Source organism: Ensifer soli (assembly GCF_041928815.1).
GTDB lineage: Bacteria > Pseudomonadota > Alphaproteobacteria > Rhizobiales > Rhizobiaceae > JBHFEI01.
In genome coordinates this window covers 84,004-108,154 of sequence record NZ_JBHFEI010000005.1, presented here as the reverse complement: position 1 = coordinate 108,154, position 24,151 = coordinate 84,004, and the positions used below count along the sequence as shown (strand labels likewise).

Annotated in this window: 19 protein-coding genes and 2 pseudogenes; 16 read left to right on the top strand and 5 right to left on the bottom strand. The window is 67.0% G+C overall.

Annotation, left to right across the window (positions count from 1 at the left end):
* Nucleotides 1–2: 2 nt before the first annotated feature.
* On the top strand, nt 3–1,688 hold the full coding sequence (locus ACEVQ6_RS09375) for a thiamine pyrophosphate-binding protein (RefSeq protein WP_374888685.1): 1,686 nt from the start codon (nt 3–5) through the stop codon (nt 1,686–1,688).
* 23 nt (nt 1,689–1,711) lie between these two features.
* On the opposite strand, the gene ACEVQ6_RS09370 is transcribed toward ACEVQ6_RS09375, so the two are convergent.
* Nucleotides 1,712–2,443, bottom strand: coding sequence for a FadR/GntR family transcriptional regulator (locus tag ACEVQ6_RS09370; protein WP_374888684.1), 732 nt, complete (start codon nt 2,441–2,443; stop codon nt 1,712–1,714).
* 192 nt (nt 2,444–2,635) lie between these two features.
* Here ACEVQ6_RS09370 and ACEVQ6_RS09365 point away from each other — a divergent pair, with 192 nt between their 5' ends.
* The 3 genes from ACEVQ6_RS09365 (at nt 2,636) to ACEVQ6_RS09355 (ending at nt 5,001) form a co-directional block, all read left to right on the top strand.
* The gene (locus ACEVQ6_RS09365) at nt 2,636–3,385 is read left to right on the top strand and encodes an SDR family NAD(P)-dependent oxidoreductase (protein ID WP_374888683.1); all 750 of its coding nucleotides are present in this window, start codon (nt 2,636–2,638) and stop codon (nt 3,383–3,385) included.
* Nucleotides 3,378–4,115, top strand: a complete 738-nt coding sequence (locus ACEVQ6_RS09360) for an SDR family oxidoreductase (RefSeq protein ID WP_374888682.1) — start codon at nt 3,378–3,380, stop codon at nt 4,113–4,115. Before ACEVQ6_RS09365 ends, ACEVQ6_RS09360 begins: the two co-directional genes overlap by 8 nt.
* A gap of 181 nt (nt 4,116–4,296) precedes the next feature.
* Entirely contained in the window at nt 4,297–5,001 is a 705-nt protein-coding gene (locus ACEVQ6_RS09355; RefSeq protein WP_374888681.1) for a BA14K family protein, read from the top strand.
* A 337-nt stretch (nt 5,002–5,338) separates the two neighbouring features.
* On the opposite strand, the gene arsC is transcribed toward ACEVQ6_RS09355, so the two are convergent.
* The 4 genes and pseudogenes from arsC to ACEVQ6_RS09335 all read right to left on the bottom strand — a co-directional run.
* Complete coding sequence (gene arsC, locus ACEVQ6_RS09350) at nt 5,339–5,761, bottom strand: arsenate reductase (glutaredoxin) (protein ID WP_374888680.1); 423 nt, start codon at nt 5,759–5,761, stop codon at nt 5,339–5,341.
* Between the two features lie 87 nt (nt 5,762–5,848).
* Entirely contained in the window at nt 5,849–6,562 is a 714-nt protein-coding gene (locus tag ACEVQ6_RS09345; protein WP_374888679.1) for an aquaporin, read from the bottom strand.
* Nucleotides 6,559–6,951 (bottom strand): annotated as a pseudogene (gene arsN2 / locus ACEVQ6_RS09340) (arsenic resistance N-acetyltransferase ArsN2); the annotation flags it as partial. The pseudogene arsN2 and the gene ACEVQ6_RS09345, both read right to left, overlap by 4 nt.
* A 105-nt stretch (nt 6,952–7,056) precedes the next feature.
* A pseudogene (locus ACEVQ6_RS09335) lies at nt 7,057–7,389 on the bottom strand (ArsR/SmtB family transcription factor); the annotation flags it as partial.
* 489 nt (nt 7,390–7,878) lie between these two features.
* Here ACEVQ6_RS09335 and ACEVQ6_RS09330 point away from each other — a divergent pair.
* From ACEVQ6_RS09330 to ACEVQ6_RS09275, 12 genes are all read left to right on the top strand, one after another.
* A complete protein-coding gene (locus ACEVQ6_RS09330; protein ID WP_374888678.1) occupies nt 7,879–8,904 on the top strand; it encodes a LacI family DNA-binding transcriptional regulator in 1,026 nt (341 codons plus the stop codon).
* Nucleotides 8,905–9,046: 142 nt separating this feature from the next.
* Complete coding sequence (locus ACEVQ6_RS09325) at nt 9,047–10,381, top strand: extracellular solute-binding protein (RefSeq protein ID WP_374888677.1); 1,335 nt, start codon at nt 9,047–9,049, stop codon at nt 10,379–10,381.
* A gap of 275 nt (nt 10,382–10,656) precedes the next feature.
* Nucleotides 10,657–11,589 (top strand): carbohydrate ABC transporter permease, encoded by a 933-nt coding sequence (locus ACEVQ6_RS09320; protein ID WP_374888676.1) that lies wholly within the window; start codon nt 10,657–10,659, stop codon nt 11,587–11,589.
* Complete coding sequence (locus tag ACEVQ6_RS09315; protein WP_374888675.1) at nt 11,582–12,409, top strand: carbohydrate ABC transporter permease; 828 nt, start codon at nt 11,582–11,584, stop codon at nt 12,407–12,409. Before ACEVQ6_RS09320 ends, ACEVQ6_RS09315 begins: the two co-directional genes overlap by 8 nt.
* A gap of 31 nt (nt 12,410–12,440) precedes the next feature.
* A complete protein-coding gene (locus tag ACEVQ6_RS09310) occupies nt 12,441–13,205 on the top strand; it encodes an SDR family NAD(P)-dependent oxidoreductase (RefSeq protein ID WP_374888674.1) in 765 nt (254 codons plus the stop codon).
* A 53-nt stretch (nt 13,206–13,258) separates the two neighbouring features.
* On the top strand, nt 13,259–14,335 hold the full coding sequence (locus tag ACEVQ6_RS09305) for an ABC transporter ATP-binding protein (RefSeq protein ID WP_374888673.1): 1,077 nt from the start codon (nt 13,259–13,261) through the stop codon (nt 14,333–14,335).
* Nucleotides 14,336–14,388: 53 nt separating this feature from the next.
* Entirely contained in the window at nt 14,389–15,159 is a 771-nt protein-coding gene (locus ACEVQ6_RS09300; RefSeq protein ID WP_374888672.1) for an SDR family NAD(P)-dependent oxidoreductase, read from the top strand.
* Between the two features lie 744 nt (nt 15,160–15,903).
* Nucleotides 15,904–16,791: a D-psicose 3-epimerase gene (locus tag ACEVQ6_RS09295; RefSeq protein ID WP_374888671.1), complete on the top strand. Its 888-nt coding sequence runs from the start codon at nt 15,904–15,906 to the stop codon at nt 16,789–16,791.
* A gap of 482 nt (nt 16,792–17,273) precedes the next feature.
* Nucleotides 17,274–18,896 carry an ABC-F family ATP-binding cassette domain-containing protein gene (locus tag ACEVQ6_RS09290; RefSeq protein ID WP_374888670.1) on the top strand — a complete coding sequence of 541 codons (1,623 nt, stop codon included), beginning with the start codon at nt 17,274–17,276 and terminating at the stop codon, nt 18,894–18,896.
* Nucleotides 18,897–19,208: 312 nt separating this feature from the next.
* Nucleotides 19,209–21,134: a calcium-binding protein gene (locus ACEVQ6_RS09285; RefSeq protein ID WP_374888669.1), complete on the top strand. Its 1,926-nt coding sequence runs from the start codon at nt 19,209–19,211 to the stop codon at nt 21,132–21,134.
* A 141-nt stretch (nt 21,135–21,275) separates the two neighbouring features.
* Nucleotides 21,276–21,917 (top strand): LysE family translocator, encoded by a 642-nt coding sequence (locus tag ACEVQ6_RS09280; protein WP_374888668.1) that lies wholly within the window; start codon nt 21,276–21,278, stop codon nt 21,915–21,917.
* 97 nt (nt 21,918–22,014) lie between these two features.
* Nucleotides 22,015–24,066, top strand: coding sequence for a M3 family metallopeptidase (locus ACEVQ6_RS09275; RefSeq protein ID WP_374888667.1), 2,052 nt, complete (start codon nt 22,015–22,017; stop codon nt 24,064–24,066).
* Nucleotides 24,067–24,151 lie beyond the last annotated feature (85 nt).

Sequence of the window (24,151 nt, the reverse complement as noted above, 5' to 3'; positions counted from 1 at the left end):
TCATGGCGACGGATAAAAAGGCGCGCACGGGCGGCGAGATCCTGGTCGATGCGCTGCGGATCCACGGCGTGACGCGCGCCTTCGGCGTGCCCGGCGAAAGCTATCTCGCCGTGCTCGACGCCTTCCACGATGCCGCCGATGCGATCGACTTCGTCATCTGCCGGCAGGAGGGCGGAGCGGCCTATATGGCCGAGGCGCATGGCAAGCTGACCGGCCAGCCCGGCATCTGCTTCGTCACGCGGGGACCCGGGGCCACCAATGCCTCGGTCGGCGTGCACACGGCATTCCAGGATTCGACGCCGATGATCCTCTTCATCGGCCAGGTGGCGCGCGACCAGATGGAGCGCGAGGCCTTCCAGGAAATCGACTATCGCCGCATGTTCGGCCCGATGGCGAAATGGGTGGTGGAGATCGAGAACGCCGCCCGCATTCCGGAGCTTGTCAGCCAGGCCTTCCACCGCGCCGTCAACGGCCGGCCGGGGCCGGTCGTCGTGGCGCTGCCGGAGGACATGCTGACCGATCGGGTGGCGGTCGCCGACGCGCCCGCCTATCGCCGGGTGGAGACCTATGCCGGCGGATCGCAGCTCGACGACCTCGCCGCCCTTTTGGCGAAGGCCGAGCGGCCGATGGTGGTCGTCGGCGGTGGCGGCTGGACGCCGCAGGCGGTCGCGGACCTCAAGAGCGTCTCCGAGCGCTTCGCCCTTCCCGTCGCCGCCTCCTTCCGCTGCCAGGACCTTTTCGACAACGCCCATCCGAACTATGCCGGCGATCTCGGCCCGGCGGCGGGAGCGAAGTTGATGGAGCATCTGCGCGGCTGCGACCTTCTGGTCTCGATCGGCGCGCGGCTCGGAGAAATGACCACGGGCGGCTATGCGCTGGTCGACATCCCCGTGCCGCGCCAGCCGCTCGTCCATATCCATCCGGGCGCCGACGAGCTCGGCCGGGTCTACCATGCGACGCTGCCGATCCAGGCGACGGTCGCGGGCTTCCTTTCCCAGGCGGCGCGGCTGTCGCCGTCCTCTGCGCCGGCGCGCGCGGCCTGGGTCGAGGCGGTCCATGCCGATTACCGCGCCAATCTCGTCCATCCCCAGATCCCCGGTCCGGTGCAGATGGGCGAGATCATGGCCTGGCTGCGCGGGACGCTGCCCGAGGATGCGATCATCACCAACGGCGCCGGCAACTATTCCACCTGGGCGCACCGCTTCTACCAGTATCGCACCTTCCGCAGCCAGCTCGGGCCGACCAACGGCTCGATGGGCTACGGCGTGCCGGCGGCGGTCGCGGCGAAACTCGCCGCACCCGGGCGCATGGTCGTCGCCTTTGCCGGCGACGGATGTTTCCTGATGAACGGGCAGGAACTGGCGACCGCCGCGCAATATGACGCGCGCATCATCGTGCTCGTCATCAACAATGGCATGTACGGCACGATCCGCATGCATCAGGAGCGCCATTATCCCGGCCGCGTCTCCGGCACGCGGCTGACCAATCCGGATTTCGCCGCCCTTGCCCGCGCCTATGGCCTGCATGGCGAGACAGTCGAGAAGACGGAGGAATTCGCCGGAGCCTTCCATCGCGCCGCCGGATCGGGCCGGCCGGCACTGATCGAGATCCGCATCGACCCGGAGGCGGTCACGCCGAAGATGAGCCTGAGCCAGATCCGCGCGCAGGCGCTCGCCGCCGCGACATGACGGTCGTGCGGCGCGACGGCGCCTCAGTCGCGGCCGTCGGCCGCCGCCGGGGCTTCGAGCATATGGCGATAGCGGGTGAGGCTCTCCTCCAGATGGGCGACGAGGGTCTGGCGCGCCGCCTTCGCGTCGCCCTGGGTGATCGCCGCCAGCAGCGCGGCGTGTTCCCTGCCGATCCTTTTGCGGTAGGCCGCCGGGGCGCGGCCGGACAGGCGATGCTTCATCACGAGGTCGAGGCTGATTTCGCCCATCACCGCCTCGAGGAAGCGCGGGAAATGCGGGTTGCGCGTCGCCCGGGCGATCGCCAGGTGGAAGTCGAAGTCGGCCAGCGCCTCCGTCTCGGCGTCGCCGCCGTCCAGGCTTTCCAGCCGGTCATAGGCGCGGGCGATGTCGGCGAGCGCCTCCGGCGTGCGGCGTTGCGCGGCGAGCGCGACGGACTGCATCTCGACCCCGAGGCGCAGTTCGAGGATCTCCATCGCGGAGCGGATGTCGTCGATCCGCCCGGCGTCGTAGTGAAGCGCCCGGGTGTCGCGCTCCGTCACGTAGACGCCGGCGCCCTGCCGCGCCGTGACCCGGCCGGCGACCTTCAGCGAGGTCAGCGCCTCGCGGATCACGGTGCGCGAGACGCCGAACTCGGCGCAGAGCTCGGCGCTGGACGGGATCTTCTCGCCGGCGGCGTAGAGGCCGGAATCGATCCGCTCGACGAGCCTTGCGACGACGATCTCGGCCAGGTTGCCGCGCTGCGTGATCACCGACATCGCCCTTGTGCTCCATGGGAGAGGTTTGCACTTGTCATATATCATACAGGACTTGCCGTCGGCGCGGAAGGGAGCGCCGTTGCCGCCCGCCAAAATTACCGGCATCCGGACGGGGCGGCTTGCACTGATAAAACTTGGCATATAAGTGATAACAGATAAATTCTACTCTCTGTCCTTGCTGGGAGAACGATCATGAAGGACCAGACCGTCGTCATCGTCGGCGGCGCCTCGGGCTTGGGGCTTGCCACGGCACGGCTGATGATCGCGCGTGGCGCAGCCGGGATCGGCCTGATCGACAGGAACGCGGGGCTGCTCGAAGCCGCCGCCGCCGAACTTTCCGCGCTCGGCGCGACGGTCGCGACCGCGGCCGCGGACATCTCGCGGGCGGAGACGGCGCATCCGGCCTTCGAGGCGGTCGCGGCGACGCTCGGCCGCATCCACGCGCTCGTCAACAGCGCCGCGATCTATCCGCGCGCGCCCATCCTCGACATCACCGACGACGAGTGGGACCTCGAAAACGCCATCAACATCAAGGGCACCTACCACATGATGGTCGCCGCCGTGCGCCACATGCGCCGGCATGTCGCGCCGCCGGCGGTGACGGGCCGCATCGTCAACGTCACCTCGGTCGACGCCTTCAAGGCGCATCCCCAGAACGCGCATTATGCCGCGACCAAGGCGGCGGTCGTCAGCCTGACGAAATCCTTTGCCCAGGAATGCGCGAAGGACCAGATCCTCGTCAATTCGGTCGCACCTGCGGGCTTCGCCACGGAGCGAGCGAAGGAGCTCGGCTTCCTGCCGGAACTCGCGAGAGCGAGCGCGCTCGGCCGCGCGGCGGAACCGGCGGAGATGGCCGAATGGATCGTGATGATGGCCTCGAGCCGCAACACCTATGCGACCGGCGAGAACGTCGTCGTCAGCGGGGGATACATCTATGTCTGACGCGGATCGCATCGCCGTCGTCACCGGCGCCACCAGCGGCATCGGCCAAGCCGTGGTGCCGGTCCTCAGGCGTCGCGGAATGGCCGTCTACGCCATCGGCCGCGATGCGGCGGGACTCGACCATCTCCACCGGGCATTCGGCGCGGTTCCCGTCAAGGCGGACGTCCGCGACACGGCAGCGATCGCGGCCGCCCTTGCCGGCGTCGCGGTCGACGTCCTCGTCAACAATGCCGGCATCCTCTCGTCCCGCGCCGCCTTCCATGAGGTCGACCCGGCAGAGATCGACGCGATGATCGACGTCAACCTGAAGGCGCCGATGCATCTGACCCGCCTCCTGCTCCCGGGCATGGTGGAGCGACGGCGCGGCCATCTCCTCTATGTCGGCTCCATCGCCGGCCTTTCGGCCTACCCGACCATGGGCGTCTACGGTCCTTCCAAGGCGGGCCTCAGCCTGTTCTGCGACAATCTTCGCTGCGACCTTCTCGGCACGTCGGTGCGGGTGACCGAAATTGCGCCCGGCCGCGTCCAGACCGCGCTCTATCGCAGCGCGATCCCGGACAACCAGGCCAGCGCCGTCCTCTATGACGGCTATCGCCCGATCCAGCCCGAGGACATCGCCCGCATCGTCGGCGACGTGATCGACCTGCCGCCGCATGTCGATGTGGCGCGCATCGAGGTCTTCCCGACGGACCAGGCGAGCGGCGGCGGCACCATGGTCAAGGCCCCCTGAGCAGGCGTGCCGTTCCCGCATCGGAACCTTGGCCGCGATCACGGCGTTACCGGGCAGACCTCGCCTGCGGCTGGCCTGTCCGTCGTTCCCCGCATGGCTTACCCTGGACCCGCTTCCCGAGCCGACACGCCCGCGACAACGGGCATTTCGGTCTTGCAGCCACATACGGGAGAAACCGGCGATGAAGCCCGTCTTCTGGATCAGCCTTGGCATCTACGCGTCGACGGCGCTTTTCGCGGCAGGCTTCTTCAGCGCGACGACGCTGATGGCGAAGCCGCCGCGTGCGGCGCTCGAAAGCATCGATCTTGCCCAATTGTGGCCGTCCACGCCACGCCCGGTCGATCCGGACAGCCAGGATTTCGAACGCCTGCCCGCACGGCCGCTGCCGGCGCCGGTCGTCAGCACGCCGGCCCACATCTCAAGGGAAAGCATCGAAACCGCGACCGCCCCCTCCTCCGTGAGCGACACAAGGCAAACGGCTGCGATCGAGATCTCCGAGATCGACGGCGACACGACCGGTTCGGTTTCACAAGGAATAACGGATGATGGTGACGCGATGGCGGTCTACAGGGCGGAACATGTCGCCTGGTGCGAGCGGCGCTACCGTTCCTACCGGCCGGACGACAATACCTATCGCAGCTATCGCGGCGAGATCCGTCCGTGCGTGTCGCCGTTCCTGGAGATCGCGATGGCGACGGCAGCGGATGCTCCCGCTGATTTCAGCCCAGACGGCGCCATCGTCAACGTCGATGGCGACGCGACTATGGCCGGGTTCATCAGTGAAGAGACCATCGACCGATGCCGCCGCCGATACGCCTCCTACCGCGCATCCGACAATACGTATCGCAGCTACAGCGGCGAGCGCCGGCCTTGCCTGATTGACTGAGGCACCGGAAGGCGCATCGAACGTCACGGGATGGCGAGACGGATGGGGCTGGAGGGAGACCGAAGATCCCGACGCGTCGCGCGGGGCGGTGGCTCCGCCGAAACCCCTCAGAATTGCTTCAGGATTGGGCGAAGAGGTCGAAGGGACGCTGCCAAACCTACGGGGCGTCGTGGCCGGCCGGATCACTTCCGCCCGCCTTTGAAAGAAGGACGTACGCCTCCGCAAAGCCCGATTTCGGGGGGGTCACACTTGGCAAATTATTGAGTATCCAAAAGCCGAACTCCGGAAATCCGGGTTCTTGCAAGTGCCCGCGATGGCCCGGATTCTGGCGGGCGGATCAGCGAAGGGGCTTTCCCTCCGCATCGAGAACGACCTCGCCGTCCTCCTTGGCAAAGGCGCCCTTGAACGTCTCAGGCAGGATGTCGATGACCGTCTCGGACGGCCGGGCAAGCCTCGTGCCGAGCGGTGAAACCACGAAGGGACGATTGATCAGGATCGGCATGGCCAGCATGGCGTCGAGCAACTGGTCATCGGCAAGCGACGGATCGTCGAGGCCTTTTTCGGCAAAGGGCGTGCCCTTCTCGCGGATCGCCTGGCGCACGGTCAGTCCGGCGTCGGCGATCAGTCGCACCAGTTCCTCCCGTGACGGCGGCGTCTGCAGGTAGTCGACAATGGTCGGCTCGAACCCGGCATGACGGATCAGCGCCAGCGCATTGCGCGAGGTTCCGCAGGCGGGGTTGTGGTAGATCGTGACGGTCATGGGCCGGGTTCCGGGTGCGGGAGGGATCGACAGCCTCTCTCGCGAACCTGTGCAGGGGCTTTGCGAGACTGGCATAGAAACAAAGACCTACAGCGGTGCGGGCGTATCCGAGCGATCCCGACGGGCGATCGGCGCCGGCTCCACCAGCATCCATCCGGCCACCGCCAGCGCCAGAAGCGCGCCGACGGTTTCGGCGAGGAGGAAGCCCGGCAGGTCGGCGGGGCGGATGCCCGCGAACGTGTCGGAGGCGGCGCGGGCGATCGCCACGGCGGGGTTGGCAAACGCGGTCGAGGCGGTGAACCAGTAGGCGGCGGTGATGTAGAGGCCGACAAGGCCGGAGATCGCCTGAGGCCGGAAACGGAGGCCGGCAAGGACGACGAAGATCAGGCCGAAGGTGGCGACCGCCTCGGCAAGCCACTGGCCGCCGCCGATGCGGATCGTCGTCGACACCTGCATCAGGGGCATTTCGAACATCGCATGCGCCAGCAGCGTGCCGGCGATCCCGCCGACGATCTGCGCGAGGCCGTAGGCCAGTGCCGCACGGCCTTCGAGGTCGCGGCGAAGTGCGAAGACCAGAGACACCACGGGATTGAAATGCGCACCGGAGACCGGTCCGAGCGTCGCGATCAGCACGACGAGCATCGCCGCCGTCGCCACCGTGTTGCCCAGCAGGACCAGCGCCGCGTCGTCGGTCAGCCGGTCGGCCATGATGCCGGAGCCGACGACAGTGGCGACGAGGATCAGGGTGCCGAGGGCCTCGGCGCCGAGACGGCGCGACAGCGGGAAGGCCGGACCCTTCATGCCGCGACATCCTTCACCATGATCGTGGCGGAGGCCGGGCACAGGCCTGACGCCTGACGCGTCGCGAGGATCGCGGCCGGTGCCATGTCTCGCGACGTGACCCGAAATCCAAGCCTCTCGAAGAAGCCGACGGCTGATTCCGTCATCAGGTAGACGGCCTCCCCACCGGCGTCTCGGGCCCTGCCGAGCAGCATGCGCGCAATCGTCGCGCCATAGCCCCGTCCCCTCTGGTCTTCGGAGACGACGAAGGAGCGAAGCAGCGCGCAGGCGCCAAGTGTTTCCAGCCCGCCAAATCCGACCGTCCGACCGTTCGCCGTGAACCGGAAGACCTGTCTGCCCGGCTCCGTGAGGTCGTCGAGGGGAAGGGAGGCAGCGGCAAGCGCCGCGCGCAGCCGGTCGTCGTCGCCGCGGATCGGCTCCATCGCCAGCGGAGCGCCGGCGCGGCGACCGGCTCCGGCCGGGCGAGACGGCCGCCCTGCCGCGTCCGTCCCAGGGGCGGGAGGGCGGCAGACGACCGATCCCACCGGCTCGCAGATCTCGGGATGGCCACCGCAACAGTCCTCCAGAAGGAAGCGCACCAGGCCGCTCAGTCCTTCGAAACGGGCCATGTAGATGATGGATCGGGATTCGCGCTGCTGGCGGACGAGCCCCGCCCGTTCCAGTTCCTTCAGGTGAAACGATATGTTCGACGGAGAGGTCCCGGCCTTCGCCGCGATGTTCCCTGCGGTCATGCCCCCGGCTCCGGCGACGACCAGCATCCGCACGACCCTGAGGCGGGTCTCCTGGGAGAGGGCTGAGAAGGATGCGAGTGCCTGATGCTCTTCCATATTTCTACAATCATTGAAATTTCGAAATCAATAGCGGATATCGAGATCGCCGGCAAGGCCTCATAAGGCGGTCGCGATCATTCGGGCGGTTGGCAGGCGGCGCCGCGTCGGTGGCGAGACATGCGCGGGTGGGGCCCGGCGGCGGGCCGGGGATGGCCGTTGCCCATGGCAGCAATCGAGCTTGCGCGAACGGCCGGATGTCCCGGGGTCTCGGCGCATGCCGCTCTGCTGTCGCCCTTCGTGTCCGGTGATCGCATGGCGCAAGGCAACCGCAGCCCGTAGCGATCAAGGAGATGAGGAGATCCTCCACTTTCAGCCGTCCTTCTCGAGGATCCGGGACCCGCCTCCGCGCGACGGACGCGGTGCGCCCTCGCCGCTCTCTCCCGAGACCGGCGAAAGATTTCTCTTGATATCGCGGGAAACTTCTCTTAAAACGTTTTTCGTAAATCGTTTTAAGGATTCGGCACGCCTTGGGAGGGGTGGATCGGCATGGTGGTCTCGATCAAGGACGTTGCCAAGCGGGCCGGCGTTTCAGCCGGCACCGTCTCCAACGTCTTCAGCGGCAATCGCGCGGTCAAGGCCGACCTCGTCGAGCGTGTGCGCCAGGCGGCGAGCGACCTCGGCTACCAGCCGGACCGCGCCGCCTCCCAGCTTCGCGCCGGCAAGGCGCGGATCGTCGCCGCGCTCGTTCCCGACCTCAACAACCCGTTTTTCACCAGCCTGATCGCGGCGATCGAGACCAGCGTCCGCGACGAGGGTTACGACATCATCGTCGCGAGCTCGCACGGCGATGCCGAGGAGGAGGCAAGGCGCCTGTCGGCCCTTCTCGCCTGGCGCCCGGCCGGTGTGGTCATCATCCCCTGCACGGACGCCTTTTCCAGCCGTGACCTGCTGATCGGCAGCGGCGTTCCCTTCGTCGTCGCCGACCGCGTTCCCGCGAATTTCACGGGCGATGCCGTGACGGTCGACAATGTCGATGCCGGACGCAAGGCGGCCGAACATCTCGTCGCGCTCGGCCACAGGCGCTTCGTCGTCGCAGCCTCGTCCATGGCCTTGCAGAACATCCGCGAGCGCTGCGAGGGGATCGAGGGCGCGCTGTCCCGGTCTGGCCTGCCGGTACCGACGCTGATCGAGGTCGGCCTCGATTTCGACACGGCGGCGGAACGGCTCGGCGCGTTCATGGAAGGGGAAAGGCTCGCCACCGCCTTCATCGCTCTTACCAACTTCGCGACGCTCGGCATTCTGGCCTCGGCCAATAAAAACGGCCTGATCGTTCCCGACGACATTTCCGTCCTCGGTTTCGACGACTATTCGTGGATGCATGCGGTCAAGCCGCCGCTGACCGCCATCCGGCAGCCCGTGGAGGAGATCGGGCGCACCATCTGGAACAGGCTGCGCGGCCATCTCGACAACGAGGACGAGATGCCGGCGCGCGAAAGACTTTTATGTGACCTCGTCGTCCGGGCGTCCACCGGCGCCCCGTCGACGGCGGGAGGCGTGCTCCGCCTGGCGTGAGGTGCCGGGCGCTGGAGTCGGAAGGCATCAACGGGACAAGCCGATGCGGTGGTCGCAACCACTGCAAGGGAAGAGCCGTGTCGACGTGCGGGCGCCGTCGCGGGCTGTGGAGGAACGCGTCCGCAAACTGGAGGAAGAAGACATGCGACATGCGAAAATGATCGGTATGACGTCCCTCGCGGCGATGCTCTGCGCATCGACCGCCATCGCTCAGGACATCGACTGGAAGACGCAGCTCGGCGACCATTCCGGCAAGACCCTCAGGGTCATGACCATCACGGATCCCTTCATCGATTCCATGAAGGCGACGAAGGACGCGTTCACGACCCTGACCGGCGCCAAGGTCGAGATCGACGGCTATGGCTATGATGCGCTTCACGAGAAGGAACTGCTCGCCTGCTCGCAGAACGACGGCAGCTATGACGTGCTGCTGATCGACGGCATCTGGATCGGCGAATTCGCCGAGGCCGGCTGCCTCGATGCGGCCGAGGAGAAGATCGCCGAGAACCCGGATCTCTACGCCTGGGACGATTTCACCCCCGCTGCCGCCGGTCAGGCGAGCTGGGAAGGCCAGCGCATCTGCCTTCCCGTCGGCATCTATTACGAGCTGATGTACTACCGCACGGACCTCTTCGAGAAGGCCGGCCTCAAGGTGCCGGAAACCTTCGAGGAGCTGAAGGCGGCCGCCGCCACCTTCACCAACAACAAGGACTTTCCGGGCGTCTACGGCTACGCCATGAACAACAAGCGCGGGGCCGCCGCCGGCCAGCAGTGGTTCGAGTGGATCTACAGTGCCGGCGGCAAGCCGTGGGTGTCGAACGACATCGGCGCGACGGAGCCCTACAAGGACCAGACGCCGCTGTTCAACTCGCAGGAATCGGTCGATCTCGTCCAGTTCTTCCGCGACATGGTGGCCTTCGGTCCTCCGGGCGTCGAATCCTTCGCCTGGGACGAGCGCGCCAATGCCTTTGCCGCCGGCAAGCTGGCGATGATCAACGACTGGTCGGTGCGCGCGCAGATCGCCAACGATCCGAAGCAGAGCCAGATCGCCGGCAAGTTCAAGGCAGCATTGATGCCGCACAAGGACGGCGGCAAGACGATCACCCCGGTCGGCGGCTGGATCGCCTGCGTCAATACCCATGGCGCCCAGAAGGACGCCGCATGGGACTACCTGAAGTGGTTCGCCAGCAAGCCCGTCCACCGCGACTTCGTGCTGGCCGGCGGGCCGCCGAGCCGGCTTTCCGCCATGGAGGACAAGGACGTCCAGGCGAAGTTCCCGTGGACCTCGGTGCTTCTCGAGGGGCAGAAGGACTCCTGGGCCGAAGTCCGGCCGCGCAACTCCGTCGCCTTCCAGCTGATCGATACCGTCGGCGCCCATGTCAACAAGGCGATCATCGGCGAAGCGACCGCCAGGGACGCCATGGAGGCCGCGAACGAGGACGTGACCAAGCTGCTCAAGGCAAACGGCCAGCTCTAGCCCATGTCCCGTCAGGTCCGGATCGGATCCGACGCCCCGACATGGCGTTAAGACGGAGAGACGGAGCATTCCCGGTGAACCGGTATTTGCCGGAGATGCGCCAGTCCTCGACCGCCGGGGCGGCCCTCTCGCCCGCCCCGGCGGCGCCCGGCAGGGAAAACCCGCGAGGGTGATCCGGGCAGGGCCGACGGCAACAGAGACAGCAGACATCCGTCCGGATCGACAGGGACCCGGACGGACGCGCCAACGCACTTCAACCCGTGGAGGATCTGACGATGGCCCATGCCGCATGGCAGGCCGGTTCGCCGGAGGCAGCGCCGAAGCGCGCCTTCATCCACAATGACCGGTTCCAGATGACCGCGTTCATCGTGCCGACCTGCCTCTTTCTGGCGTTTCTGACGATCTGGCCGTTCCTCTATTCGGTCTATCTCAGCCTGCACGCTGTGAAGCTGACGGCGATGAAGCGTGCGGTCTTCATCGGCCTCGACAATTACGTCAACCTCCTGAGCGACACGCTGTTCCTCCGGGCGATGGCGAATACCGGCCTCCTCGCCGTCGTGTCGATCACGTGCGAAATCGTCATCGCCTTCGTCATCGCCAAGGCCTTCGTCAGCCTCAGCCACCTGAAATGGGTGAACGGCCTGCGCTCGCTGTTCATGCTGCCGATGATGGTGACGCCGCTGATCGTCGGCATGATCTTTTCCTACATCTTCAATCCCGTGCTCGGCATCGCCAACCACCTGCTCGGCGGGATCGGCCTCGGCCCGGTTCCGTGGTTCGGCGACACGACGGCGGCGATGATCTCGATCCTCTTGATCAACATCTGGCAGTGGACGCCGTTCATGATGCTCCTGACCATGGCCGGCCTTCTGTCGATCCGCTCCGATCTTTACGAGGCGGCGCGCGTCGACGGGGCGAAGTGGTACCATGTGCTGACCCTTTTGGAGATCCCCTCGATCAGGGGCATCATCCTGCTCGGCGTCATCCTGCGCATCATCGACACGCTGCGCTTCTTCGACGTGGTCTATGTGACGACGCGCGGCGGACCGGGCGATTCCACCATGGTTCTGACCCTCTACGCCTACCAGCAGAACTTCCAGTTCTTCCAGGCCGGCGTCGGCTCGGCCGCGGCCGTGATCATCCTGGCGATCTCGATGATCATCACGACCTTCGCCGTGCGTCTCCTGAGGAGGATCGAGAATGAATAGCACCACCTTCCGGTTGCGCGACCTCGGGCCGATCGTCCTCGTCCTGTCCTTCGTCTTCGTCTCGATCGCACCGCTGCTGTGGCTGACGCTCGCCGCCTTCAAGCCGACGGCCGACATCATCGCCATACCGCCGGTGTGGATCCCGGACTTCACCTATCTGCAGAACTTCATCGACGTGCTGACGCAGTTCTGGCCCTTCATCGTCAACTCGCTGGTCGTCACCCTGGGCGCGACGGCGCTGGCGCTGCTGCTGGCGATCCCGACCGCCTTTGCGCTGGTCAATCACCGGTTCACCGGCCGCGAGGCGCTGGCCGACTGGATCCTGTCGACGCGGATGATGCCGCCGATCGCCGCCGCCGTGCCGCTCTTCGTCATCTTCCGCGGGGCGGGCCTGCTCGATTCGCTCCCCGGGCTGATCATCGCCTATGCCGGCTTCAACCTGCCCTTCGCCGTCTGGATGACGATGTCCTTCATCCGCCGCGTGCCGAAGGAGCTGATCGAGGCGGCGCGGCTCGAAGGCTGCACCTGGTTCCAGGTACTGATCCGCGTCGTGCTTCCCCTGAGCAAAAGCGGCCTTGCGGCGGTGGCGACCTTCGTCTTCATCTTCGCCTGGAACGAGTTCATGCTGGCGCTCTTCCTGACGACGCGCGAGGCAAAGACCTTCCCGGTCGTCATCTCGTCCTTCATCGGCACCGGCCGGGTCTACTGGGAGTACATCGCGGCGGCCTCCGTCATCCAGTGCCTGCCGCCGGTCCTCTTCACCTTCTTCATGCAGAAACACATCGTCTCCGGCGTCACCATGGGCGCCGTGAAGGACTGATGGTCAATACAGACAACCACGGAGACTTCCCATGATATTCCCACGCGGAACAGGCAAGGCGGCGCTGGTGACCGGCGCGTCGCGCGGCATCGGACGGGCGATCGCCGAGCGTCTGGCGGCCGAAGGCTACCGGGTGTTTGCCGCCGACCTGCCGGCGCGCGAGGCCGAGCTCGCCGATCTGGTCGCAACCGTCGCCGCTGCCGGCGGCACCTGCGAGATCCTCCATTGCGACGTCAGCGACGCGGCCTCCGTCGCGGCCATGGCGCGCGACCTTCTGGAAAAGGCCGGTCGCCTCGACGTGCTCGTCAACAATGCCGGCGTGCGCTCCGTGCATCTGGCCGACGCGATCGAGCCGGATGAGTGGGACCGGATGTTCGCCGTCAATACCCGCGGCACGTTCCTCGTCGCCAAGGCCTTCCTGCCGCACTTCCGCGAGAACGGGCGCGGCCGGGTGATCAACATCGCCTCGATCGGCGGCAAGCTCGGCGGGCCGAATGAGACACATTACTGCGCCTCCAAGGGCGCCGTGGTCAATTTCACCCAGGGGCTTGCGCGGGAAGTGGCAAAGGACGGCATCACCGTCAATGCCGTCTGCCCGGGCGTCATCGATACCGACATGGGCCGCGCCCATCTGGAAGATCCCGAAACCCTGCGCAGAGTGCTCGACAAGACGTCGATGGGCCGCGTCGGCAACCCCGTCGACGTCGTCGGCGCGGTGGCGTTCTTCGCCTCCGACGACGCGTCGTTCATCACCGGGCAATCGCTGAACGTCGATGGCGGGATCATCTTCCACTGAAGCGATCCGCCGGGGGACGACGGCGCCCGCCACCGCATCCGAGGAGGAGCATCATGGGTCAAATAGAACTCCGCAACGTCGTCAAGAGCTTTGGCGCCGTGGACGTCATCCGTGACGTCAGCCTGACGATCGACGACGGCGAATATGTCGTCTTCGTCGGACCGTCCGGTTGCGGTAAATCCTCGCTGCTGCGGCTGATCACCGGGCTCGAGGACGTGACGAGCGGCAAGGTGGTCATCGACGGGCGCGATGTCACCGGCGTCGCGCCGTCGGAACGGCATCTCGCCATGGTCTTCCAGTCCTACGCGCTGTTCCCTCACCTGACCGTCGCCGACAATATCGGCTTCGGTCTTCGCGTCTCCGGCCGGCCGAAGGCCGAGATCCGCGAGCGGGTGCTGGCGACCGCCCGCTCGCTGGCGCTGGAACCCTATCTCGACCGCTATCCGCGGCAGCTCTCGGGCGGACAGCGCCAGCGCGTCGCGATCGGGCGGGCGATCGTGCGCGCGCCGACGGCCTTCCTCTTCGACGAGCCGCTGTCGAACCTCGATGCGGCGCTGCGCGTGCAGATGCGGCTCGAACTGATCCGCCTCCACGACGAACTCAAGACCACCATGATCTACGTGACCCACGACCAGGTGGAAGCCATGACCATGGCCGACCGGATCGTCGTGCTCAATGCGGGCAAGGTGGAGCAGTTCGACACGCCGATCGCGCTCTACGACGCGCCGGCGAACCGGTTCGTCGCCGGCTTCATCGGCTCGCCGAAGATGAACTTCATCGCGGCGACAACGGAGGGCGGCAACCGCATCCGCACCGCCGCCGGCACCATCGACATCACCAACCTGAAGGAGCGGCTCGCGCCCGGCAGGGTGGAGTTCGGCATCCGGCCCGAGCATCTCGGCTACGGCCGCGAGGCGGGGCTGTGGCGGGGGAGGATCCTGGTCGAGGAGCAACTGGGAAGCGATGCCTACCTGACCGTCGATGTCGAGGCGCTCGGCACGCTGACGGTGCGCGCCGTCGGCGAGCGCGGCTATCGCCGCGGCGACACGATCTTCCTGACGCCTGACCCGGCACGCTCGCATCTCTTCGCCGAGGACGGCCGCGCGCTGACCGCGCCGGGCGTCCGGTGAGACATGGCCGGATCGATCGGCTGCAGCCCGGAATTTTTTGAAAGGAGTTCGCCGTGTACAGAGAGAAGACGAGCCTTGACGGACGGCTGGCCGCGGTCACCGGCGGCAGCCGCGGCATCGGGCTGGCCATCGCCGAGGCGCTGGCCGAATACGGGGCACGGGTGATCCTGCTCGACCGCGACGCCGACTTGCTTCGGGAAGGGGAGGCCGCGCTCAAGGCGAAAGGCTATTCCGTCCTCTCCCGCGTCGTGGACGTCACCGATGCGCCGGCGGTCCGGGCCGTGGCCGACCGGATCGCCGCCGACGAGGGGGGTGCCGACATCCTCGTCGCCAATGCCGGCATCGGACGGCCGCCCGTCGCCGCCGAGGACGTCGAGGATGCCGACTGGCTCGCCGTCAACGACGTCAACTTGAACGGCGTGTTCTGGTGCAACCGCGCCTTCGGCCGCCACATGCTGGCGAAGGGCGCAGGTGCCATCGTCAATGTCGGTTCGATGTCCGGCCTCATCGTCAACCGCCCCCAGGGCCAGTCGCATTACAATGCCTCCAAGGCGGCCGTCCATCATCTCACCCGCACGTTGGCGGCGGAATGGGCCGGGCGGGGTGTGCGGGTCAACGCCGTCGCGCCGACCTATATCGAGACGCCGCTGATCGCGCATGCCGAGGCGAGCGGCCTTGCGGCGCAATGGCGCGGCGACACGCCGATGGGCCGTTTCGGCCAGGCGCACGAGGTCGCGAGCGTCGTCCAGTTCCTCGCCTCGGATGCCGCCAGCCTGATGACCGGCGCGGTCGTTCCCGTCGACGGCGGGTTCACCTGCTGGTGAAGGGCGGGACCCGGCAGTCGCGCCGATCGGACAGGGAGGTTTTGTGAGCAGCCTTAAAGACAATGCCCGCCTCGTCGCGGAAAACGCCCTGTCGTCCCTCGTCTCCGCCGGCCGCGTCCTCCGCGCCCCCGGCAGGCAGGGAGGCGCCGCGCGTGCCGCGCTCTTTTCCAGGGACGGCGATCACCATGACGGCGCGGCGCGCGATCTCCCGGGGCGTCGCGCCGTCAGGGGCGCGATCGATACGCTCGAGGCCGATGGCCTCAGTCCCATGCCGCGCGGCCTGAAGGCGAACGGGGAGGGGACGATCGCCATTCCGGTCGTCGACCGCCCTGTCGAGCGCGTGCGCGCCGGCGGCGGGCCCATGGCGCAATCGACCGGCATCGTCACCTGCGAGGGCGACAACTCCGCGCCAGTCGCGCGCTTAGGGATCTGCCGGAGCCGATCCCCGACGACATCCTCCGCGTCCGTGCCGATGGCGACGACCGGCGGCGGCCCCGCTCTCCCTCGGCCTCGACGAGGGGAGAAACGGGACGGAAAGCCGGGGACGATGACCTGCCGAAAGGGGACCTGCCGAAAGGGGACTTACCGGACGGGGACCTGCCGAACGGGCGTGCTATTCTCCGGATATCGGGCGAACCGGACCTTCGCCTTGAAAACGGAGAGAAGCGCCGCCTGGATACCTGAAGCCATTCATCCGGCGCGATCACGCGTCGGCTCACACTTGAAAAACCAAGGACACGTCTGATGAAACACGGAATCTACTACTCCTACTGGGAGCATGAATGGAGCGCGAAGTTCGGCCCCTATGTCGAGAAGGTGGCGAAGCTCGGCTTCGACATCATCGAGGTCGCCGCCCATCATATCAACGACTACAGCGATGCCGATCTCGCGCGGATCAAGCAGAGCGCCAGGGACAACAACATCACGCTTACCGCCGGCATCGGGCCGTCCAAAGCCAAGAACCTGTCGTCGCCCGACAAGGCGGTGCGCGAGGCCGGCAAGGCGTTTTTCGAGCAGACGCTGAAGAATGTCGCCAAGCTCGACATCCGCACGATCGGCGGCGCCCTGCACTCCTACTGGCCGGTGGACTACAACGACCCCGTCGACAAGGCGGGCGACTACGCCCGCGGGGTGGAGGGGATCCACGGCATCGCCGATTTCGCCAACGATCTCGGCATCAATCTGTGTATCGAGGTGCTGAACCGCTTCGAGAACCATGTCCTCAACACCGCCGCCGAGGGGGTCGCCTTCGTCACGGATGTCGGCAAGCCGAACGTCAAGGTCATGCTCGACACGTTCCACATGAACATCGAGGAAGACAGCTTTGGCGATGCCATCCGCACCGCCGGCCCGCTGCTTGGCCATTTCCACACGGGCGAGAGCAATCGCCGGGTACCGGGCAAGGGCCGCATGCCCTGGCACGAGATCGGCCTCGCCCTTCGCGACATCGGCTATGCCGGCGCCGTCGTCATGGAGCCCTTCGTCAAGACCGGCGGAACCATCGGCTCGGACATCCGCGTCTGGAGGGATCTCAGCAACGGCGCCGATGAGGCGCAGATGGACCGGGACGCACGCGATGCGCTCGCCTTCTCCCACTTCGTGCTGGGCTCCGTCGATAAAAGCACGGCCTGACCACGGCCTGATCACGGTCGTCGCGGCATCGTCGCCGGCCGGCCTTGCCTAAGAGGATTGTCGTGAAGAGTGCCGCCCGTGCGGCGGAAGATCGGGATGGCCGTCTCTTCGGACGTCAGGGCGTGCGACCGGTCTGCGTCGACAGGTCCTCGCGGTCGAGGAAGGAGGCGCTCTTCACGCCAGCACCTCCGATCCTCGCCGGATCGCGGACACCCGAGACGGCTGACGGAGGCGGGCGGGCATCGGTGAGGGTGCCGGCATCGGCACGGCGGGCTCCGCCTGGCAGGCCGGGCCGGCTTCGTGTCGATGGAACCGGCTGCGGGCCTGACGATCCTCGGCGCGACGCCGGTCGGGTGGCTGTGGCGGAGCCGTCCCTCCGGGCAGCCCGCTCAAGCAGGGTGGGCCCGGGCGGGACGGGGAGCGGGTGACAGGACGCCTCCGGCGTGCCATAGGGGGCCGATCCCGTCACCAGGCCGCCTTCCATGATCCGCATCGACAATGTCAGCAAGTCCAACAGCCACCGCATCCTTTATATCGAGGCCTCTGCGGCCTTGAACCGGGGCGAGAAGATCGGCCTTGTCGGGCCGAACGGCGCCGGCAAGACGACGCTGTTCCGCATGATCACCGGCGAGGAGCTTCCGGACGAGGGGCAGGTCTCCGTCGAGAAGCATGTGACGATCGGCTACTTCAACCAGGATGTCGGCGAGATGGCTGGGCAGAGCGCGGTAGCTGCCGTTATGGACGGCGCGGGGCCGGTGAGTTCGGTCGCGGCCGAACTGCGCGCGCTCGAGGCGGCCATGGTCGATCCGGACCGGCTCGACGAGATGGAGGCGATCATCGAGCGCTATGGCGACGTGCAGGCGCGCTACGAGGAGCTCGACGGCTACGGCCTCGAGAGCCGGGCGCGGGAAGTGCTGGCGGGCCTGAGCTTTTCCGAGGAGATGATGGACGGCGATGTCGGCCGGCTCTCCGGCGGCTGGAAGATGCGCGTGGCGCTCGCCCGCATCCTGTTGATGCGGCCCGACGTCATGCTGCTCGACGAGCCGAGCAACCATCTCGACATCGAAAGCCTGATCTGGCTGGAAAGCTTCCTCAAAGGCTATGACGGCGCCCTGATGATGACCTCGCATGACCGCGAGTTCATGAACCGCATCGTCGACAAGATCCTCGAGATCGACGGGGGCGTGCTGACGACTTATGCCGGCGACTACGGCTTCTACGAGCAGCAGCGCGCGCAGAACGAGAAGCAGCAGCAGGCGCAGTTCGAGCGCCAGCAGGCGATGCTGGCGAAGGAGCTGAAGTTCATCGAGCGGTTCAAGGCGCGCGCCTCCCATGCGGCGCAGGTGCAGAGCCGGGTGAAGAAGCTCGACAAGATCGACCGGGTCGAGCCGCCGCGCCGGCGCCAGACCGTCGCCTTCGAGTTCCTGCCGGCGCCGCGCTCCGGCGAGGACGTCGCCAGCCTGAAAAAGGTCGCGAAGCGCTATGGCAGCCGGGTGATCTATGACGGGCTCGACTTCATGGTGCGCCGCAGGGAACGCTGGTGCATCATGGGCGTGAACGGAGCGGGAAAATCGACGCTGCTGAAGCTCGTCGCCGGGGCGACCGAACCGGATGCCGGCGCGGTGGCGCTCGGCGCCAGCGTGAAGCTCGGCTATTTCGCGCAGCATTCGATGGACGTGCTCGACGGCGACAGCACGATCCTCGAATGGCTGGAGCAGCGCTTTCCGAAGGCGGGGCAGGCGCCGCTGCGGGCGCTTTCGGGCTGTTTCGGCTTTTCCGGCGACGACATCGACAAGCGCTGCCGGGTGCTCTCCGGCGGCGAGAAGGCGCGCCTCGTGATGGCGGCGATGCTGTTCGACCCGCCGAACTTCCTCGTGCTCGACGAACCCACGAACCATCTCGATCTCGACACCAAGGAGATGTTGATCACGGCGCTTTCGGCCTATGAGGGCACCATGCTCTTCGTCTCGCACGACCGCCATTTCCTGTCGCGGCTGTCGAATCGCGTGCTGGAACTGACGCCGGAAGGCATTCACCAGTATGACGGCGGCTATGCCGAATATGTGGCCCGCACCGGCCACGAGGCGCCCGGCCTGCCCGTCTGACCGATCCGGCGCGGTGCGGACGATCCTCCGGCCCTCGGGCCTTCCGGTGATCGCGGGACGAGCACCGGGTCATCGTCCTTCCCGCACTGGCCCGCATGGACGAGAAGGCGCTTCGCCCGGAAAACCCCTCCGCTCACGCCTTCGTGACCGTTCGTGAACGTAAAGGCGCGCTTTCCTTCGATCCCCGACGAAACTCGAACCTCCCCCTCGCCGTTGGCCTTGCTGCGGGAAACCGCCACCAAACCAAGGCAAACGGCGACGCTGCACTGCACGCGAGGCGGCAGGCGGGTTGCATCACGGGAGATTTGACGGATGACCGAGACCAAGCGCGAATACGGAACGCCCCGCAACGATGTCTTCACCCTCTTCATCCCGGATGCGCGGCCGGCCGAGGTCGATCTCGGCCGCGGTGACGACACCGTGCTCGTGAATGCCGCACCGGACGTCCGTCAGGTCCGGCTGACCTTTACCAGCAGCGAAGTCGGCAACGGCGATGCCGAGGACAGCGACACGATGGACGGCCAGGACGGCGGCCTCGCCGTGCGCGTCCAGGCGGAGCGGGCCTCCGGCGCGCTCACCGGCCCCGTCAGCCGCTTCGACGATGAGGGCGTCCTGTTCCGCAACGTCCAGAACACCACCTTCGACGTGCGCGATCTCGTCAGCGGCGCCCGGCGCGGCGACCAGTTCGACGTCGTCCGTCTCGGCACGATCGGCAGCGACCGCCTGTTCGGCACCGCGGCCGACACGAATTATTACATCAATGGCGGGCAGGGCAACGACCGCATCGCCACCGGGCTCGGTGACGACTTCCTCGTCGGCGGCGCCGGCAACGACACGATCACCGATCGTGGCGGCGACAACACCGTCATCGGCGGTCGCGGCAACGACGTCATCACCACCGGTGCCGGCATGGACACGGCGCTCTTCAACATTGCCACCGACGGCAGCGACCGCGTCGATCTCGGCGGCGGCCTCGATACGGTGATCGTCTCCGGCGCGACGGCGGGCACGCAGCTGCGGGTGACGCTGACGAGCGGCGAGGTCGGCAATGGCAGCGCCCGCGACGGCCGCACGATGGCCAACCAGGACGGCGGCTATGCCGTCAGGCTGCAGGCCGAGGACGCCGATGGCAACCTCACCGGTGCGGTCAGCCGCTTCGACGACGAGGGCATCATCTTCCGGACCACCAGCGACGTCACCTTCGACGTGCGCGATCTCGTCAGCGGCGTCGCGCGCGGCGACCAGTTCGACATCGTCCGGCTCGGCACGACGGCGGACGACCGGCTGTTCGGCACGGTCCGCGACCAGTCCTACTATCTCAACGGCGGCATGGGCAACGACACGATCGTCGGCGGCTTCCAGACGGACGTGCTGGTCGGCGGCGCCGGTGACGACGTCCTTTCGAACCGCGGCGGCGACGACACGTTCATCGGCGGCGGCGGTAATGATAAAATCACCGGCGGCGCTGGCAACGAGACCGCCGTCGTCAACCTCGCCACCGACGGCGCCGACACGGTCGATCTCGGCGCCGGCGACGACCGGGTCAATGTCAGCGCGCCGGCGGGACAGGTGCGCATCAGCTTCACCAGCGCGGAAGTGGGCAACGGCACCGCGCGCGACGCGGGCATGATGGCGAACCAGGACGGTGGCCTCGCCGTCCGGCTGCAGTTGGAGGACGGCGCCGACATGCCGACGGGCGCGATCGGCCGGTATGACGACGAAGGCATCAGCTTCGCCGCCGCCGCTGCCGGCGTCACCTTCGACGTGCGCGATCTCGTCAGCGGCGTCGCGCGCGGTGACCAGTTCGACATGGTCCGCCTCGGCACCTCCGGCAATGACAGTTTCGACGAGGGCATGAAGGCGACCGCCTCCTACATCAATGCCGGCATGGGCGATGACACGGTCACAGGCGGCACGGGCAACGACTTCCTCGTCGGCGGCGGCGGCAACGACGTGCTGAACGGCGGTGCCGGCGACGATTCGATGATCGGCGGCATGGGCAACGACGTCTTCGTCTTCTCGGCGGCGCCGGGCAACGACCGCATCAACGACTTCGTGTCCGGTGCCGACAAGATCGACCTTCGCGCCTTCGGCATCGACGCCGGCGACATCACCACGGTCGCCGACGGGGCGAACACGATCCTGCGCGTCGATACCGACAATGACGGCGCGGCAAACTTCTCGATCACGCTGCTGAATGCCGGCGCTCCGACCGAAAGCGACTACCTCTTCGCCTGACCGGCGAAAGGCGCACCGGCGGCCTCGGCCGCCGGTGTCGCGTCATCCCTCTCCGCCTCTGCTTCCGCATTCCCGACATTCCCCGCCTTGACCCTTCGCGGCACTTGCCGCCTTATGGGCCGGTCATTTCAGGGGATGCTCATGACCGAAGCCATGCTGATCGGCGCCTTTCTCGCCGCGCTCTTCTACGTTCTCATTCCGGGACCCGCCTTCCTGGCGCTGCTCGGCATCGGTGCCGGACAGGGGCGCAAGGCCGGCGCCCTGTTCATGGGCGGCCATCTCGTCGGCGACACCGTCTGGTCGGCCCTGGCGCTCGTCGCCATCATCGGCGCCAAGTCAATCGGCACCCTGGTCTTCGATGTCCTCGGCCTTTTCTGCGGCCTCTATCTCGCCTGGATCGGCTGGACCGCGTTGAGCGCCAAGCCGCGCGGCGGCGACCGGCCGCTGATGGCGGTGGAAAGGCCGCTCCGGCGCGGGCTGATCTTCGGGCTGACCAATCCGAAGGGCTATCCGGTCGCGCTCGCGACCTTCACCGCACTTCTCGCAAGCTCCGCCAATGCGCTCGATTTCGAGGCGCTGCCGGCCCTGCTCGCCGTCTCCTTTCTCGGCTTCCTCATCGCCGACATCCTGCTGATCGGCGTCATCGGCGCCTCGGTCGTCCGGCGCTTCTACCGCCGGCACGAACGGGCGATCGTGCGGCTCTCCGGCGTACTGTTCATCGGCTTCGCCGTGCAGGCGGTCATGCATGCGGCGCCGGGGCTACTGAACCTGCGCCGCGCCTGAGCGGAGGCGACCCTTGACGTGCCTGCGGCAAGGGGCCATGTCGGGCGGGACGACCGCCGCGCCCGCCTCAGGCGGACACTTTCGAAAGGACTGTGCGATGACCCTCAACCCTGCGCTGACGGACTGGAGCGGTCCGAACGGGCTTCCGCGTTTCGACCGGGTCGGCGACGGCGATTTTGCCCCGGCCTTCGATGCCGCGCTCAGCCGCCACGACGGCGAGATCGATGCGATCGCCATGAACCAGGAGGAGCCGAGCTTCGAGAACACGATCGTCGCGCTCGAAATTGCCGGCGACGATCTTTCCCGCGTCTCCGCGCTGTTCTGGAACAGGGCGGGTGCCCACACCAACGACACGATCCAGATGCTCGAGCGCGAGATCGCCCCGAAACTGTCGCGGCACTATTCGAGGATCGGCATGAACGCGACGCTGTTCTCGCGCATCGACCGGCTCTGGGAGGAGCGTGAGGCACTCGGCCTCACCCTCGAGCAGATGCGCGTTCTCGAGCGCCACTGGAAGGGATTCGTCAAGTCGGGCGCGAAGCTGCCGAAGAAGGAGCAGGAGCGGCTGGCGGCGATCAACGAGCGGCTTGCCGGTCTCGGCGCGAATTTCGGCCAGAACGTGCTCGCCGACGAGAGCGGCTGGTCGCTGCCGCTTCAGGAGGGGCGCGATCTCGACGGCATCCCGGAATTCCTGAAGGAGGCGATGGCGGCGGCGGCGCGGGATCGCGGTGCCGAAGCGCCTTATGTCGTGACCCTCTCCCGCTCGATCATCGAGCCCTTCCTCACCTTCTCAGCCCGGCGCGACCTGCGCGAGCAGGCTTTCCGGGCCTGGGTGGCGCGCGGCCAGACCGGCGGGCCGACCGACAATCGCGCCATCGTCCGCGAGACGCTGGCGCTGCGCTCCGAAAAGGCCGCCCTGCTCGGCTACGAGAATTATGCGGCGCTGAAGCTCGACAACACCATGGCGAAGACGCCGGAGGCGGTGAACGGCCTGCTTCGCCAGGTCTGGGACAGGGCGCTGGTGCGCGCGAAGCAGGAGGAGGGCGACATCGCCGCCCTGATCGTCGAGGAGGGTGGCAACCACGACGTCATGCCCTGGGACTGGCGCTTCTATGCGGAGAAGATCCGCGCCCGGCGCTTCTCCTTCTCCGAGAGCGAGGTGAAGCCCTATTTCCAGCTCGACCGGATGATCGAGGCCTGTTTCGAGGTGGCGAGGCGCCTGTTCGGCATCGTCGCCATCGAACGCAAGGGGGTGACCGCCTACCATCCGGACGTGCGCGTCTTCGACATCCGCGACGAGGACGGCACGCTCGTCGCCATGTTCCTCGGCGACTATTTCGCCCGCTCCTCGAAACGGTCGGGCGCCTGGATGAGTTCCTTCCAGTCGCAGCACAGGCTGCCGCTGCCGAACGGCACGAAGGGCGAGCTGCCGATCATCTACAATGTCTGCAACTTCGCCAAACCGGCCGAGGGCAAGCCGTCGCTGCTCTCGCTCGACGACGCGCGCACGCTCTTTCACGAATTCGGCCATGCGCTGCACGGCATGCTGTCGAACGTCACCTATCCCTCGGTTTCCGGCACCGGCGTGTCGCGCGATTTCGTCGAACTGCCGTCGCAGCTCTACGAGCATTGGCTGACGGTGCCCGACATCCTCTCGACTTATGCGGTCCATGTCGAGACCGGCGCGCCGCTGCCGAAGGACCTGCTCGACAAGCTGCTCTCGGCCCGCACCTTCAATGCCGGCTTCAACACGGTCGAATTCACCTCCTCCGCCCTCGTCGACATGGCCTTTCACACGCGGGGTCCCGTCGAGGATCCGATGGCGGTGCAGGCGGAGGTGCTCGCCGGGATCGGCATGCCGCCGTCGCTGGTGATGCGCCATGCGACGCCGCACTTCCAGCACGTCTTTGCCGGCGACGGCTATTCGGCCGGCTACTATTCCTACATGTGGTCGGAGGTGCTCGATGCCGACGCCTTCGCCGCCTTCGAGGAGACCGGCGACGCCTTCGACGGCCGCATGGCGAAGCGGCTCAAGGACAATATCTATTCCGTCGGCGGCTCGATCGATCCCGAGGAGGCCTATCGCGCCTTCCGGGGCAAACTGCCGAGCCCGGAGGCCATGCTGGCGAAGAGGGGGCTTGCCGCGTGAGGATCGTCATCCTCCCGTCGCAGAAATTTCGACGGACCGTCATGGATCTGCAACCGCGCTGACACGCGGATGACAAAAGGTCGCT